The organism is Mycobacteroides salmoniphilum, from assembly GCF_004924335.1.
Lineage (GTDB): Bacteria > Actinomycetota > Actinomycetes > Mycobacteriales > Mycobacteriaceae > Mycobacterium > Mycobacterium salmoniphilum.
Window position 1 is genome coordinate 391,169 of the sequence record NZ_CP024633.1, and the last position, 14,952, is coordinate 406,120.

The 14,952-nt window shown below is 64.7% G+C and carries 16 protein-coding genes and 1 tRNA gene; 9 read left to right on the forward strand and 8 right to left on the reverse strand.

The window, feature by feature from the left end; all coding sequences use genetic code 11:
- The first annotated feature begins 153 nt into the window (after positions 1-153).
- From DSM43276_RS01980 to DSM43276_RS02000, 5 genes are all read left to right on the forward strand, one after another.
- Entirely contained in the window at positions 154-1,359 is a 1,206-nt protein-coding gene (locus tag DSM43276_RS01980; RefSeq protein ID WP_078330447.1) for a DNA polymerase III subunit delta', read from the forward strand.
- A 57-nt stretch (positions 1,360-1,416) separates the two neighbouring features.
- Positions 1,417-1,492: transfer RNA gene (locus tag DSM43276_RS01985), tRNA-Thr, on the forward strand.
- Between the two features lie 99 nt (positions 1,493-1,591).
- Entirely contained in the window at positions 1,592-2,386 is a 795-nt protein-coding gene (locus tag DSM43276_RS01990; RefSeq protein WP_078330446.1) for an alpha/beta fold hydrolase, read from the forward strand.
- A 62-nt stretch (positions 2,387-2,448) separates the two neighbouring features.
- Complete coding sequence (locus DSM43276_RS01995) at positions 2,449-2,970, forward strand: hypothetical protein (RefSeq protein WP_078330459.1); 522 nt, start codon at positions 2,449-2,451, stop codon at positions 2,968-2,970.
- Positions 2,967-4,121, forward strand: coding sequence for a hypothetical protein (locus DSM43276_RS02000; protein ID WP_109556186.1), 1,155 nt, complete (start codon positions 2,967-2,969; stop codon positions 4,119-4,121). The genes DSM43276_RS01995 and DSM43276_RS02000 overlap by 4 nt, the downstream gene beginning before the upstream one ends.
- On the opposite strand, the gene DSM43276_RS02005 is transcribed toward DSM43276_RS02000, so the two are convergent.
- Together DSM43276_RS02005 and DSM43276_RS02010 are read right to left on the reverse strand one after the other, a co-directional pair.
- Entirely contained in the window at positions 4,061-4,483 is a 423-nt protein-coding gene (locus DSM43276_RS02005) for a helix-turn-helix transcriptional regulator (RefSeq protein ID WP_078330445.1), read from the reverse strand. The genes DSM43276_RS02000 and DSM43276_RS02005 overlap by 61 nt on opposite strands.
- Before the next feature lie 263 nt (positions 4,484-4,746).
- Positions 4,747-5,439: a GAP family protein gene (locus DSM43276_RS02010; protein WP_078330444.1), complete on the reverse strand. Its 693-nt coding sequence runs from the start codon at positions 5,437-5,439 to the stop codon at positions 4,747-4,749.
- 204 nt (positions 5,440-5,643) lie between these two features.
- Between DSM43276_RS02010 and DSM43276_RS02015 the strand changes: the two genes are divergently transcribed.
- A complete protein-coding gene (locus DSM43276_RS02015; protein WP_078330443.1) occupies positions 5,644-6,339 on the forward strand; it encodes a CPBP family intramembrane glutamic endopeptidase in 696 nt (231 codons plus the stop codon).
- Here DSM43276_RS02015 and DSM43276_RS02020 read toward each other — a convergent pair.
- Positions 6,336-6,770, reverse strand: coding sequence for a DoxX family protein (locus tag DSM43276_RS02020; protein WP_078330442.1), 435 nt, complete (start codon positions 6,768-6,770; stop codon positions 6,336-6,338). The two genes, DSM43276_RS02015 and DSM43276_RS02020, sit on opposite strands and share 4 nt — an antisense overlap.
- Positions 6,771-6,851: 81 nt before the next feature.
- On the opposite strand from DSM43276_RS02020, the gene DSM43276_RS02025 reads away from it, so the two are divergent.
- Positions 6,852-7,412 (forward strand): TetR/AcrR family transcriptional regulator, encoded by a 561-nt coding sequence (locus DSM43276_RS02025; protein ID WP_078330441.1) that lies wholly within the window; start codon positions 6,852-6,854, stop codon positions 7,410-7,412.
- Here DSM43276_RS02025 and DSM43276_RS02030 read toward each other — a convergent pair.
- From DSM43276_RS02030 to DSM43276_RS02040, 3 genes are read right to left on the reverse strand one after another with little or no spacing between them, the layout of a single operon-like run.
- Complete coding sequence (locus DSM43276_RS02030) at positions 7,409-7,972, reverse strand: DUF4352 domain-containing protein (protein ID WP_078330440.1); 564 nt, start codon at positions 7,970-7,972, stop codon at positions 7,409-7,411. The two genes, DSM43276_RS02025 and DSM43276_RS02030, sit on opposite strands and share 4 nt — an antisense overlap.
- Complete coding sequence (locus DSM43276_RS02035) at positions 7,969-9,615, reverse strand: CocE/NonD family hydrolase (protein WP_078330439.1); 1,647 nt, start codon at positions 9,613-9,615, stop codon at positions 7,969-7,971. Before DSM43276_RS02035 ends, DSM43276_RS02030 begins: the two co-directional genes overlap by 4 nt.
- Positions 9,616-9,625: 10 nt before the next feature.
- Positions 9,626-11,398 carry a hypothetical protein gene (locus tag DSM43276_RS02040; RefSeq protein WP_078330438.1) on the reverse strand — a complete coding sequence of 591 codons (1,773 nt, stop codon included), beginning with the start codon at positions 11,396-11,398 and terminating at the stop codon, positions 9,626-9,628.
- Positions 11,399-11,503: 105 nt separating this feature from the next.
- Here DSM43276_RS02040 and DSM43276_RS02045 point away from each other — a divergent pair, with 105 nt between their 5' ends.
- A complete protein-coding gene (locus DSM43276_RS02045; protein ID WP_078330437.1) occupies positions 11,504-12,448 on the forward strand; it encodes an NAD-dependent epimerase/dehydratase family protein in 945 nt (314 codons plus the stop codon).
- Here DSM43276_RS02045 and DSM43276_RS02050 read toward each other — a convergent pair.
- Both DSM43276_RS02050 and DSM43276_RS02055 read right to left on the reverse strand, forming a co-directional pair.
- On the reverse strand, positions 12,392-12,760 hold the full coding sequence (locus DSM43276_RS02050) for a DUF2304 domain-containing protein (RefSeq protein WP_078324509.1): 369 nt from the start codon (positions 12,758-12,760) through the stop codon (positions 12,392-12,394). The two genes, DSM43276_RS02045 and DSM43276_RS02050, sit on opposite strands and share 57 nt — an antisense overlap.
- Positions 12,757-13,455 (reverse strand): glycosyltransferase family 2 protein, encoded by a 699-nt coding sequence (locus DSM43276_RS02055; RefSeq protein WP_078330436.1) that lies wholly within the window; start codon positions 13,453-13,455, stop codon positions 12,757-12,759. Before DSM43276_RS02055 ends, DSM43276_RS02050 begins: the two co-directional genes overlap by 4 nt.
- A gap of 110 nt (positions 13,456-13,565) precedes the next feature.
- On the opposite strand from DSM43276_RS02055, the gene DSM43276_RS02060 reads away from it, so the two are divergent.
- Positions 13,566-14,951, forward strand: coding sequence for a WS/DGAT/MGAT family O-acyltransferase (locus DSM43276_RS02060; RefSeq protein WP_078330435.1), 1,386 nt, complete (start codon positions 13,566-13,568; stop codon positions 14,949-14,951).
- Position 14,952 lies beyond the last annotated feature (1 nt).

Consider the following 14,952-nt stretch of genomic DNA (forward strand, 5'->3'; position numbering starts at 1 on the left):
CGAATACCGGGCTGCGCGTGCAAGAGGGCGCTGGTCTGCCCTTCCCTCCGCGCCAGTCACCCGTTAACCGTAGCTGTCGGCGGTGACGGCAGCGTTTCACACGCCTGTGCGGCTTGTTCTTCGAGTCGGTTCCGGCGGCTAGGGTTGGAGGCGATGAGCGGGGTTTTCGGGCGCCTGGTGGATCAGGGAGCGGTGGTTTCTACGCTCTCATCTGCGGTATTGGCCGCACGCGGTGATGACGCGGGCCGGATGACCCATGCCTGGTTGTTTACCGGACCGCCGGGGTCGGGCAGGTCAGTGGCGGCTTTGTGTTTTGCCGCCGCCCTTCAGTGCGAATCGGAAGGTGCCGCGGGCTGCGGGGAATGCCGTGCCTGCACGACCACGATGGCCGGGACCCATGCTGACGTGCGCAGAGTCGTTCCCGAGGGATTGTCGATCGGCGTGGATGAGATGCGCGCCATCGTGCAGGCGGCCTGGCGCCGGCCGAGCACCGGGCGCTGGCTGGTGGTGCTCATCGAGGATGCCGACCGGCTGACCGAGGGTGCCGGCAATGTCCTGCTGAAGGTTGTCGAGGAGCCGCCGCCGCGGACGGTGTTCTTGCTGTGCGCGCCGTCGGTGGACCCCGAGGACATCTCGATCACCCTCCGCTCGCGCTGTCGGCATGTGGCACTCGTCACTCCGTCGGTGGCGGCCATCGCGCAGGTGCTGATGGAACGCGACGGGATCGATGCCGAGCAGGCGCAGTGGGCGGCCTCGGTGAGCGGCGGCCATGTGGGCCGGGCACGCAGACTTGCCACCGATGAGCAGGCCCGTGCGCGGCGGCTGCGGGCGCTGGGGCTGGCCAGGGAGGCCGCCACCCCGACGCGGGCGTATGCCGCGGCCGAGGAACTCGTGATCAGCGCCGATGTTGAGGCCAAGGAGCTGACGGCAGCGCGTAACGAGGCCGAAGAGGAAGAACTGAAGACGGCGTTGGGGGCCGGGGGTACCGGCAAGGGCGCGGCGACCGCGCTGCGCGGGTCCGCGGGTGTCTTGAAGGACCTTGAGCGTAAGCAAAAATCGCGTCAGACCCGGGCATCACGAGATGCCCTGGACCGCACACTCATCGATCTGGCCACCTACTTCCGCGATGCGTTGGTGCTGTCGTTCGGCGCTGCCGAGGAGGGCCGGGTGACACTCCATCACCCCGATATGGCCGACCGGCTTGGGCCGATGGTGGACAGGGTGCCGCCCGAACAGCTCCTGCAATGCATCGAGGCAGTCCTGGCGTGCCGAGAAGCATTGGCGGTGAATGTGAAGCCCAAGTTCGCGATCGATGCGCTGGTCGCGACGGCAGGGCAGGCACTGCGTCCGTCGGAATGAGATTGGGAGTCGCGGCGGGGGTGCCGTAGACTCTCGGGCGCTGGGTTCGCCCGGCGCGCTGCCCTAGCTCAGTCGGTAGAGCAATTCACTCGTAATGAATAGGTCGGGGGTTCGATTCCCCCGGGCAGCTCCACACGGATTATTCGACAGCTTTCGTGACTGCCCGGCCATCGCCACAAGGTATCTCCTGAGCTCAGCGGTGAACTGCCTGGCCTCTAGATTCGGAAGTACCATGGAATTGGACGGGCGCCTGCAACGAGACGGTTGCGTGCTGCGGTACTCCGATACTGGTGGCCCGGGTGTTCCTGTCCTGTTTATCCATGGAGCGGGCGCCGATCATGCGATGTTCGAATCGCAGCGCGGTGCCCTCCGAGACGCCGGTTTTCGCGCCATCCTCTTCGACCTGCGCGGACACGGAGCCTCGAGGCCCAACAGCGTCGCCATCACAGCAGCGGTGCTCGTAGCGGATGTCGAGGCGCTTATAGCCCACCTCGGCCTCGACCGACCTGTCCTCATCGGACTGTCTCTGGGTGGCAACATCGGGCAACGCCTTGTCAGACAGGCGCCGGATGGCTATCGGGGGCTGGGTGTCCTCGACTCCACCTGGAACACCGGTCCATTGACCTGGATCGAACGATCGTCACTGCGGCTGGCTGCTCCGCTGCTGCGGTTTATACCGGCACGGTCCCTGCCACGTGTGATGGCCGATGCCTCGGCGCTTACCGAGGCCGCGCGTGCTGACCTGCGCCGGGCCTTTTCGGCGATACCGAAGGCCGAGTTTCTCGAGATATGGCGCGCGACCACCGAGTTTGTGACGCCCGACAGCGATTACCGCACTACATTGCCGCTGCTGCTGATGCGGGGAGCAAAGGATCGGACCGGAAACATCGCGACGGCTATGTCTGATTGGGCAACCGCCGAAGGCGTCGCGGAGGTGGTGGTTCCCGATGGCGGTCATGTGGTCACGTTGGATGCCCCGCTACCCGTTAATGCTGCGCTTGTCGCCTTTCTCCGGCACTTGACGTAAATCACTCCGCTACCGGGTACTTCTGCTGTGGGCGCAAAGCAAGGCCGCTAGCATCAATGCTCATGTGGTTTGCACAGCGCGATGCCGGCCGTCATGGCCCGGTGGTTGCTGCGGTGGACCAGGTGCTGGCCACGACTATCGGGCGGCAAGGCTCGGTGGTTGATGTCACACATAGCTGGGCGCAGGCGAACGGCCGGGTCGTGGACATCGAGGATGCACCGCTCGCGGCCGGCGTATTTGGTCAGTGGATCTCGTTCCCCGACAGGGACCTCGTGCAGGTGGGGCAAGGAGTCGTGGGCCGCGACCGCACGATCGCGCACGAACTGGGCCACATGGTGTTGGGTCATCGCGGTCTGCCGGTTGCCGAGTTCGCCGCCGAGCACGTCCGAGCGGTGCCGCCTGAGCTGGTTGCCCGCATGCTGCAACGCAGTTGTGGCGCTGATGAATTGACTCATAGCGACGACCGCTGGCCGCAGGATGAACTAGCTGCTGAGCGGTTCGCGGGCTTGCTCATCCGCCGTATGCGGGCTGGGCGAGGTGTCCACACGAGGTGGAGTCCGTACGTCGACGACGCACTGGGGTGATCAGCCCCGCGCTGTGGCACGCCATGGACATCGGGCGCATCGCATTTATGCTCTGTTTCCTGCCTGTCCTGCTGTACCGGATTTGGCGGCTCTGGCGGTACCCGGCATCTGCCCCGGCGGTGGCGATCACGGCCTTTTGTCTGGTTATGTGGTTCTGGCTGTTCATGCTGTCCGACTTCTGGTGGCGCACGCTGCCATCGGCTGTGCGCGCGACCAGCTTGGGCGGCCTGTTGGTCACCATATTGGCTGCCTGTACACAGATCTTCGTTCTTGGTATCAGCGGCTCTGCTTCACCGGAACGGGTCAGGCGCGGTCGGCGGGTGATCCTTGTGGTAACCGCGATTGTGCTTGTTGTGGTCGTCGTGTCCGCCAATCAGAGTCCGGTCCTGCTGGAAACGAAAGACCTGCACGAGCTCACCAATGCGCTGCTGGATGGGGGGGATCGGTGGGCGATTGTGTCTTCGGTTGTGGGCAATGGTTATCTGGCGGTATCGCTCGCGCAATTGATATGGACCGGGCTTCGCCACGCTGACCGTACGCCGGTCGGCACCGGCCTGGGACTGCTTGCCATGGCCGCGTCCTTCGAGATCGTCGCGGTTGTTGTTGGGGGAGTTGTACGACCGCTGACCGGGGGACGAGACGTCATTTCGGGTAGGTACGGGGTGTTAGTGCAGGGCGTGTCTGGGTCTGTCGGTGTCACCCTGCTGGCCCTCGGTTTTCTATGGCCTCCGGTGGTGTTGCGTCTTCAGGCGCGACGAGATGAGTGGCGACTCCGGCCTCTTCATGACACGCTCGCCGATATGTTTCCGGGGTTGTTCCCGCCCGTGGAATCGCGAATTCGATCCTCGGACTTAGTGTTCGAATGGACGACGCATGTCCAGGACGGTCTCACCCTGTTGGCGCAGAGTCGTCGGGTGCCGTTGACAGCCGACTTGCCACCACCAAAAGGCAGCGCAGAACGGACTCAGGATGTAGCGAATTGGCTTGTAGGTGAATCAGTTCCAGAATTCAGTTGCGAATGGCTGCGTCCGCCCGAAGGTGTGGGTGAAGGGCCATGGGTGTTCGCGATCGCCGACGCCTACCGGGACCGTCAGGAACGCTTGGCGGCGCCGGCTTCCTTGTCGGGTATGCCCTCGACTTTGCGTAGATGATCGACCATGTCGGCGATTGCTTGCCGACTGTTCTCGGAGAGCGCGTAGCTGCGCTGCGCGATCTCACGCACCTTCGAGTCACGCAGCTGCACAAGCCAATCCAGATCGCGATTGACCGACGCGGCGTAGTCGGCGTCATAGAAGTAGGCAGGGCTCACTTGGAAGAACTCCGCCAGCGCCGTGACAATATCCGGCGCAGGGTTTGATCGTTCGCCCTTGCGCAGCAGTGACAGATAGGGCGAGGACACCTCCACGCCGCGCTGACCCAGCGCGGCGACCACCTCGTTGAGGGAATAAGGTCCGCGCCCGGCCGGATGCACAGTAGCAAACAAATGACTCAAGCGCTGCGAAAAGTCCGGCACAGCACCCCCTCACATACTTTCACTTTGCAGCCCAACGATACACGCACATGCTGTGCTGCTCACCGCACGTCTGCGGGTGTCCGAGCGATATGCAACTTATCGGAAGGGTAAGTGATTGACAAGGACTATTTACTGACAGTAATGTCCGGAGTGTTCGTTCGGCTAACCCAGGTCGATCGCTCTCGGCTGGTCAGTCGCTGTGCTCATCGTGGGGTTGAGCACAGCGGGTGGTCAGCCGATTTTTGTATGAACCCTGCCGCTGCTCAGCGGAGCCCCAGCGCGCTGTGATGCACCAGCGCACTGACGATGAGGACGCCCCCCAAGCCCAGGAAAATCACTCGAATCGCGGTGGGCGCGTATCGCGTCACCGTCCGCACCAGCGCACGCTGCGCACGCCGCGCGCCGGGAGATCGTCGTGTCGACAGCACGAGAATCAGCAGACTCGGGAGAACGGCGACCAACCCATAGCCCACCAGCAGCAGCGGCCACATCGACGGCAGCGGGTGACGTGAGGCGAGCATCGCCAATGCGCTCAGGTACGGAACAGATGTGGGAGCCTCCGCATAACCCAGCGCAAGCCCCACGAGTGCGAGAAGCCACGGATGGCGGCGCGCAATAGTGCGAATCCACGGCGGCGTCACCGGCTCGGTGAACCAGGTCAACGCCGCAACGGCGATCAACAGAATGCCGATGACCAGTTGGGCCCAATACCGGGTAGACGGGGTGATGTCCGAACCACCGGCCACGTCGGTCAGTGAGCGCACCCCGAGCACGGTCGCCAGTCCAAAGGTAAATAGTGCGACAAACAATCCGGTGACGAAGCTGAGGCCGCCCGGAAACGCTGATCGGCGTTCCAGTCGGGTCACGTAGACGATGGTGGTGGCGATACCGATGTTGAGCACGTTGAGGGCGTCCAGACAGGCGAATCCCGCGAATGCCAGCAACAGGGTGAGCACGATTCCAGAACTTACGTGAGGGTGGATGGTGTTCCGGCTAACGCGGCGTTGTGGGCACTGCCACAGTCGGCCCCGCGCCGAGGTGCGGGACGGTAGCCACGACTGGATCACACTCTGACCTGGGCCAACGAGACCGCCGGTACTCTGGACCGGATGCCTACTCAGACCTCGGCTGCTGCTGAGCCCCTGCATGGATTGCGGGACGTGCGCACCTACATCGACATTGCCGTCGTGGTCGCTGTTCTCATCGCCACCAATCTGATCGCGCACTTCACCACGCCGTGGGCCAACATTGTTGTTGTCCCGGCGGCGGCGATCGGGCTACTGGCCCTGATCCGCTACCGCGGCCACTCCTGGGCTGAGCTGGGATTGGGCCGCCCCCATTGGCGTTCCGGTGCCAAGTACGCGGCCGTCGCGGTCGTCATCGTCGGCGCGGTGATCGGCATTGGCCTGCTGCTCCCGATGACCCGCCCGATGTTCCTCAACAGCAGTTATGCGACGACGGTTTCGGGCGCACTGCTGGCCTCTTTCGTCCTGATCCCGCTGCAGACCGTGATTCCCGAGGAGCTCGCCTTCCGCGGGGTTCTGCACGGGACGATGGCCCGAGCCTGGGGCTTCCGGGGAGTCGCGGCCGTCGGGTCTCTGCTGTTCGGCTTTTGGCATATCGCCACGTCGCTGGGTCTGACGACCGGCAACGTCGGTCTGACGAGGCTGCTCGGGGTGGGCCTGTGGGCGCAGATCGCCGGTGTCGCCGGGGCGGTGGTAGCCACCGCCATTGCCGGATTTGTCTTCACCTGGTTGCGTCGCCGCAGCGGTAGTCTCCTGGCGCCCATCGCGTTGCATTGGTCACTCAATGGGATGGGAGTGCTGGCCGCGGTCCTGGTCTGGCACCTGGTCTAGCCCCATACGACGAACGCGGTCGCCGCGAGAAACAGCAGCTGTTCGGCGGTGCGCCAACCCAGGGGAGTCGAAAGTGGGTTGGACCGCTGGCTCGCGGCATAGACATTGGCCGGAAACATCACCACCAGCAGCACTCCCAGGCAGGCGGCGGCCACCACCCTCGTCGAGGGAACCAGCACGCCGATCGCGCCGAGCAGTTCGAGCACGCCGGTCAGCGCCACCAGGAACCCGGCCGCCGGAATCCACGGCGGCACGATCGCGATCATCGCCTCGCGCATCTTCGGGACGAAATGCGCGACGCCGGTCAGCGTGAACATCACAGCGAGACCGACCGCTACCGCGGATGGCCACGAATTGACGGGTGTGAATCCCTGGGCGCCGACCAGGCGTGCCAGCAGGGTCCCGAGGACCAGGGCGACAAGTGGCGCCATAACGATCTCCAATCTTGACAGTGACTAGATAGACGATACCCGCGAACTAGTCACTGTCAAGATTTGAGTTATGCTGGTGCGATGTCGTATCACCATGGCGATCTGCGGGCGGCGATACTGGCCAGCGCGGCCGATATGGTGACCCGGCGCGGCGCCGGCGAGCTGTCACTGCGAGGACTGGCCCGCGAAGCGGGCGTCTCGCACGCCGCTCCCGCGCACCACTTCGGGGATCGTCGCGGTCTGTTCACCGCGTTGGCCGCCGACGGATTCACCAAACTCGCCGAGGCCCTCGATGGCGCGCGCCCTGACTTCCATGCCGCGGCCCTGGCCTATGTGGACTTCGCCCTGGCCCATCCGGGCCACTATTCGGTGATGTTCGAACCCGCGCTACTGGATTCCACCGACGCACGACTCATCGCGGCACGAGACCGTGCCGGCGCTGCCCTGGATGCCGGGATCGCGACACTGACGCTCCGGCAGACATCGGCCGACAAGGTCACCGCAGCCCGCGCGGCGTGGTCCTTGGTGCACGGGTTTGTCTCGCTGTGGTCCACTGGGGCGCTTGCTGATGCACGCGATGATGCCGATCCCAGGGCGATTGCCTCGCGGATCGCGTACGCACTGTTCCCGCCAACCGACTAGCCGAGCAGGACCTTGGCGCCCTTGGACTTGTAGTCGGTATGTAGGTCGATCTCCTTGGGTACGGTGCCAGGCGGGACGTCGTAGACGAGCACCGACCGCTTCTGCGTGCCGGGCCCGAGTTCTGCGCCGGGCTCGAGCTGTTCGGCGTTGCGCGCCAAGATATTTGCCATGCTATCGGGGGTGTATTCCGTACCCGTTGCGTCCTTGAGCTTTTGTTCGTCCCCGAGGAAGGAGTGCGTCGCCTGTCCGAGGTTCAGAACCTCGACGTGCACGACGACAAAGGTGCCGGTCGCCGTCGCCTGCAGGGCCGGATTCGCCTGGTCGCCGACGGTCCCGGCATCGTTTACCCGTGTGACAACAAAAGCGAGGTCACCATCGCGTACCTGCTGTCCGAGACTGCCGGGCTTGCCTTCCTCCGCCGTGACCACTTTGGTCTCGGGGCCGCCGCCGCTAGGCCCGACGTGGATGAGGGTTGGCCGACTTTCTGACGCTTGACCGCCCCCGCACGCGGTCAGAAGTACGCCGATAAACCCAAGGGCGCCTAGGTATTTCACGATCATGAAGTGCGCATCACCGGAAGCGTCACGGAAGAGGGGCGTTCCTCGTCGTGGTGGACCTCGAAGTGGATCGGGACGATGCGGCTGGCGGTTGCCAGCGGTTCACCGGAACCGGTGTTGCGGGCGTGGTTCGGAAACGCGCCGCCGCTAACCTGAATTCGCAGCCGGTGTCCCCGAGTGAAACGGTAGCCGGTGGGATGCATGGTCACGTCAACCGGCGAACCCGTCGCGCCGTTCAACCGTACGATGCCATCGGAAACGTTGCGGGATACTCCCTTTCGGTCGACATCGCAGAGTCGAACGAATAGGTCGCCCTGGCCGCTGTCGGTGGTCGCGTAGATGGACGCCGAGACGGGGCCGATGAGGTCCAGATCGCTCGTCAGCGGATCGCTGGTGTAAACCAGTACATCGGACCGCTTCTCGGTCGCGGAGTTGTCTCGCTGACCGGACGCTCGTGTGTCCAGTAGCGGTCCACCCGCCACCGGGGTGGGATCCGCCGGATCGTAGGTAAACGTGTCGGCGGCGTTATCGCCTTGTGGCGCCTGCCAATCCAGTACATGAGCGGACCGCAGATACAGCGGGGTGGGAGTTGACTTCTGGGGTGGCCAGTGGTCGAAGTCGAGCCATTGGCCGGCCTTCTGTAGGTAGATCCGAACCGGCGAGCGGTGCGTCGAGGAGACGTCACCCCGCAGATGCGCGGCCAGCCACGAGAAGCTGTCAGAGACCACCGGCTTGAGTGACTTCATATGGTCCCACGGGCCAATGGTGATTCGCCGTGGGCAGTCGGCCTTCTGTAACTCGTCGTAGTCGCGCAGCTGACCGACGAGCAGAAGATCCCACCATCCGGTCACCATGCTCACCGGTGTGCTGAGTTGCGCGAGACGTGGAGTGTGGTCGATTTCGTCCCAGTAGTCGTCGTCGGTGTGGTCGGTCACGGTGCGCCAGAACGGTTCTGGCTTGCCTATGGCGATATTGTCGGCGTTGCCCAGGGGCAGGTGATCCATGGCGCGCCGTACCTGCTTCTCGAGGGCGTGCATCCCGAGTAGACGCTTGATCTGGGACCTGCCGTGCGAGCCGATGGAGGCCGACCAGCTCAGCAAGTTGTGCAGATTGAACGCTCCGCCCGGGTAGAAGAGCTCGGTGAAATTGCTGGTGGTGATCGCCGGGCACATGGCCGCCAAGGGCGGCTCGACGTAGGGCGCCACCGCCCACTGGGTGTGCCCGAGATACGACGGCCCGGCAGTCGCCAGTGTGCCGTCGCACCACGGCTGCTCCCGGACCCAGGCTGCGGTGGCCAAACCGTCCGCACGTTCCTGCCGAAAGGCGTCGAACTTTCCCTCGGAACCGAACTGGCCACGAGTGTCCTGCAGGACTACCTGAAATCCTTGACGTGCCAACAGTGTTGCCCACATCTGGCTGATCGCGCCGTGCCTGCCGTATGGCGTGCGGAAGATGACGGCGGGTAGCGGGTCTTGCCCGGGCGGCCGGAAGTGGTCGGTGGCGAGCTTGACGCCGTCGGGCATCGCCACCTTGATGCCCCGACGTGCCTGCACCTCGGCGGTGACAGGTTCGGGCAGGTCGAGCAGCTTTTCAAGGAAAGGGGCAGAAAGTCGTCCCGTCCAGGTGAAAGCCAGTTCTCCGAGCATGGCGCCCAATCTACCGGGGCGCGAGCGCTCCCACCGGTCCGACGGCGACGCACAGCGACAACGACTGGGTAATCGGTTGCAGGGTAAGCGAATTCCCTGAACCTGGGAGTCTGATGAACACTCGGTTGAGCCCGGGGCGAACCGGAACCTTGACGCTGGGCCCGTTGGTGAACGATGCCCACACCGCGCCCTCGGTGTTGGCCAGGTAGTTCAGTTCGACGATCCAGTCCGCCGGAAGCAGCGGCCCGCTCAGTGGCATGGTCTGCATGGACTGCACCAGGTACCCGCATCCTGGGACCGGCCCCTCGGTCAGGGCGCGCACCCACGTCACCTGGGCGTCCAGCAGGTGGCCGTAGCGGTCGAGCATGCGTAACTGCGTTGTGGTGGAACCGATCTCTGGCCGGGGACGGACCAGGGCGAACATATGACTTAACAGGTTCTCCGGCCGCACCACATTCTGTAGTACCAGTGGGTCGACTTCCTGATCAAGAACCGCAGGCCCGTCCGCGACCGCCGCCAACGATTGCTTCACCGTGGCGATGTACGGCGAGGCCGGGTTGTTGCGCCAGCTGCGCAGATAGTTGGCCGTCGAGACGAGGCTGCTTCCCACGAACAATGCCAACGCGAACGCGACCACTGCGGTGCGTCGGGGTGAGCTGTCCAGGTAACCGCTGACCGGACGGTTCGGGGCGGTGAGCCCCACCGCGGCCAGTAGCGTCGCGACCACCACCAAATCCGGCAGATATCGCAAGGTCTGCGCGAGCAGCAGCGCCGTGAACGCCGATGAGCGCATGAGATAGATCGGTACCTCACTGGCGGCCAGGTACGCCAGCAGGGTCAGCCAGACGGGTGCGAGTCGCCGCTTACGAAAACACGTCAGCACGACCGTCGCGCCCAGCGCGAGCGCTCCCAACCAGATCACCAACGACGACGGCTCGGCCCACGGTGAGCTGGGTACCCAGCGATCCCAGCGCCATGGCCCGCCCACCAACCCGGGGAGCACCCCGTGTGTGAAGGAGCGCTGGAGCAGCGACCACGTCATCGACAGGTCCGTGCTCCACCGCTTTTGATCCACCACCACCAGGTACAGGGCGATCCATGCCGCGGTGAGTGCCCCGGCCGGAATCCAGAGCATCGCGCCGCGTCGCCATGTCCGTGTCAGCGCCGACCACCCGTCGCCGCGTAGCGAGGCCAGCAGTGCCACCACGGCGAACGCCACGAACGGAATGACCACCGACTTCTCGAAGAACAGCAGCCCGCCGAGGAAGGCGCCCATCGCCGTCGCTACGTACCTGCGGTTTCCGGTGCGATCCAGCAGCACCGCATCGGCCACGAACCAACACATTGCGGTCAGCATCGGCAGAGAATTCAGCGCGGCGGCCCACCAGGTGAAGCCGGGTATCGCCAGCGGCGTGAACAGCGCGAACGTGAGCGGAACAAGCAGCACCGGCCGCCAACCCAGAATCACCCACAGCGCCCGCAACAGTGCCAGGGACGCCAATGCCTGCAGAATCACCAGGCTCAGCGCGGGCCAGAACCAGCTCAACGGTGCGAGCTTGGTGAGGATGCCCGCCAGTAAGAAGGCCGCGGGCATGAGGTGCCCGTCGTGGTCGTCGAATAGATACGACGGGGAGAACAAGCCCTGTGTGCCCGCGCGACCGACCAGGATCAGGTCATCCCAATAGAAGTCGCCCCCGAACGCCAGCACGCCGCGAACCACGAGGTGCACCACGAGGAGAGCCGCTGCGGCCACGGCAACGCGGTTGGTTCTGGCGAAAGGCATCAGGGCCCGAGAGTAGCGATGAACGCTTGCGTGAAGAACATCAGGCACGGTCGGTAGGGTGGGGCCGAATGCCGTGAGCTATGCGAACAAAGAGGGAGTCCCCACGTGCGGGCAATGGTTACCGGAGCCGCAGGATTTATCGGATCGACTCTGGTCGATCGCCTGTTGGCGGACGGGCACGAGGTAACGGGTCTGGATAATCTGGCTACCGGCAAGGTGACGAATCTGGAGGCTGCCGAGACGCAGCCCGCCTTCACCTTCGTCAAGGACGACATCGTCGAGGCGGATCTGAACGCCGTCGTGGCCGAGTTCTCGCCCGAGGTGATCTTCCATCTGGCCGCGCAGATCGATGTGCGCCACTCGGTGGCCGACCCGCAGTTTGATTCGTCGGTCAACGTCGTCGGCACCGTCCGGCTGGCCGAGGCCGCGCGCAAGGCGGGCGTGCGCAAGATCGTGCACACCTCGTCGGGCGGATCGATCTACGGCACCCCGGAGCAGATACCCACCAGCGAGTCCGTCCCCACCGATCCGCATTCGCCGTATGCGGCGGGCAAGGTGGCCGGAGAGATCTACCTCAACACCTTCCGGCATCTGTACGGACTGGAGTGCTCGCATATCGCACCGGCCAATGTCTATGGGCCACGCCAGGATCCGCACGGCGAGGCGGGCGTCGTCGCCATTTTCGCCCAGGCACTGCTATCCGGCCGTTCCACCAAGGTGTTCGGTGACGGCGGCAACACCCGGGACTACGTATTCGTCGACGATGTGGTGGAGGCCTTCGTGCGCGCCTCCGGTCCCGCCGGCGGCGGACAGCGTTTCAATGTCGGCACCGGTGTGGAAACCAGTGACCGGCAGCTGCATTCGCTGGTGGCTGCGGCAGCCGGAGCGTCGGATGATCCGGAGTTCCACCCGCCGCGACTGGGCGACCTGCGTCAGTCCTGCCTGAACGTCGGCCTGGCCAAGAGTGTGCTGGGGTGGGAGCCTCAGGTGGCGCTAACGGACGGAATCTGCCGGACTGTCGATTTCTTCCGGCGGCTCGGCACCGCGTAGCGCGACGGCCCGCGCGAGCCGCGAGTAGCGCAGTTCCAGATCCTTGAAACGCAGGTAGGTACTGAGCGTCGTGAACGCGAACGCGATGATCAGCGCGTAGAGCATGAGGTCGGTGCCTCGGCCCAGGCCGAGCCAATGCGCCAGCGTGGTGGTGTCATTGGGCCGCAGGATGGCGTAGATACCCGCGACCACGAAGACGACGAACCCGAGTTTCACCCATGCCTTGGCCTGCGCGGTGCTGCGCGAACGCAGCAGATACACCAGCAACAGCAGGACCGCGACGATCAGCAGCGGCTGTATCCAGGTGATCACGGCAACCTCCGGCGGAACGCGGTGTCGAACATGATGTTGACTCCGTTGATCAGTGACTGGCCCTTGGCCATCGAGTACTCGGTGTACAGGATGTCGACGGGTTGCTCTGCTACCCGCCAATGGTTTTCGGCGATCATCGCGATGAACTCGCTGGCGTGGCCCATGCCGTTCATCGTGATGGTGAGACCGGTGGCGACAGTGCGATTGAACACGCGCAGCCCGTTGTGGGCGTCGGTCAGGTTGAGGCGGCGGGTGCGGGGGCTCAGCAGCACAACGGTTTTCAGGACGAAACGCTTGATCAGGGGAACATGGCTCGGCGCGGACCCCGCACCGAAACGGGTGCCGACGATGATGTCGAGCGGCTCGAGTCGCAGCCTGTCCACCATGGCCACCACATCCTTCACCTGATGCTGGCCGTCGGCGTCGAAGGTGACGAAGATCTGAGCACCGGGCTGCGCGCGGGCGTACTCGACACCGGTTTGTATCGCTGCGCCTTGCCCCAGATTGACGGGATGCCGGACTAGATGCGCCCCGGCGCCGTGCGCCAGCGCGGCGGTGCGGTCCCTGCTGCCATCGTCCACGCAGACGATGTTGGGGAACGTACCGAGCGCCGCGGCGATGACGTCGGCGATGACTGGCCCCTCGTTATAGGCGGGGATGACCAGCCAGACGTCGCCATTACCGGTGTTGCTCACTGGGATCAAGGTAGCACCGGCTACCCGCGAGCGGACGTCGGCTCTGCCCGGCCACGACAAGTCCTGCGATTCCGGCAGAAGGGAACGTTGGCGGCACTAATGTTTCGGCCATGCAGCGGCTGTCTGGGGTAGATGCGGCGTTCTGGCACGCCGAAACGGCGGGTTGGCATATGCACATCGGGGGACTGTCGATCTATGACCCCACCGATGCACCGGACTACAGCTTTGAGCGGGTTCGCAGCCTCATCGTGGAGAGGCTTCCGTCGATGCCGCAGCTGCGCTGGCGAGTCACCGACGTCCCACTGGGATTGGACCGGCCCTGGTTCGTCGAAGACGAGGAACTGGATCCCGACTTTCATATTCGCCGCATCGGCGTGCCCGCGCCCGGCGGCCGCAAGGAGCTGGAGGAGCTGGCGGGCCGGCTGATGTCCTACAAGCTCGACCGATCGCGCCCGTTATGGGAGCTGTGGGTCATCGAGGGTGTCGAGGGCGGACGTGTCGCCACGCTGACCAAGATGCATCACGCCATCGTCGACGGGGTTTCGGGCGCGGGCCTGGGCGAGATTCTGTTCGATATCGCACCCGAGCCGCGGCCGGCGCCGGACGACACCGTCGGGTCGCTGGTGGGCCTCGGGTTACCCAGCCGCGAGCGCATCTTGTTGAGCGCGTTGGTCAACCTGGGCGTCAAAACGCCCTATCGGGTCGTTCGGTTGGTGCAGCAGACGGTTCGCCAGCAGCTGGCGGTATTCGGCATGGAACGGAAATCACCCGGATACTTCGAGGCCCCGCACACCCGATTCAACGCGCCGGTGTCACCGCACCGTCGGATATCCGGCGCGCGTCTTGAACTGGCGCGGGTCAAGGCGCTCAAGGACGCGTTTGGCGTCAAGGTCAACGACGTGGTGCTGGCCATAGTGTCCGGGGCTGTCCGGGACTATCTGGCCAAGCGCGATGAGCTGCCGGAGAAACCGCTGATCGTGCAGATTCCGGTCTCGGTGCGCACCGAGGACACCGATGGTGAGGTGGGCAATCAGATCAGCTCGATGACAGTCTCGCTGGCGACGGATATCGAGGACCCGGCCGAGCGGATCAGGGCGATCTATGCGGGAACGCAGGGTGCCAAGGAAATGGCACGCGCGATGTCGGCGCATCAGATCATGGGGTTGACGGATACGACGCCGCCGGGGCTGCTGCAGTTGGCGGCGCGCGCCTACACCGCCAGCGGGTTGTCCCGGAATCTGGCGCCGATCAACCTGGTGTTGTCCAATGTCCCGGGTCCGTCCTTCCCGCTGTACATGGCCGGTGCCCAGCTGGAATCGATGATTCCGCTGGGGCCGCCCGTCTTGGACGTGGCACTGAACATCACGTGCTTTTCCTATATGGAGCACATGGACTTCGGTTTCGTGACGACCCCCGAGGTCGCCGCGGATATCGATGAGATGGCCGATGGTCTCGAGGCAGCGCTGGGGGAGCTGGAGCACGCGGCGGGGATCTGAC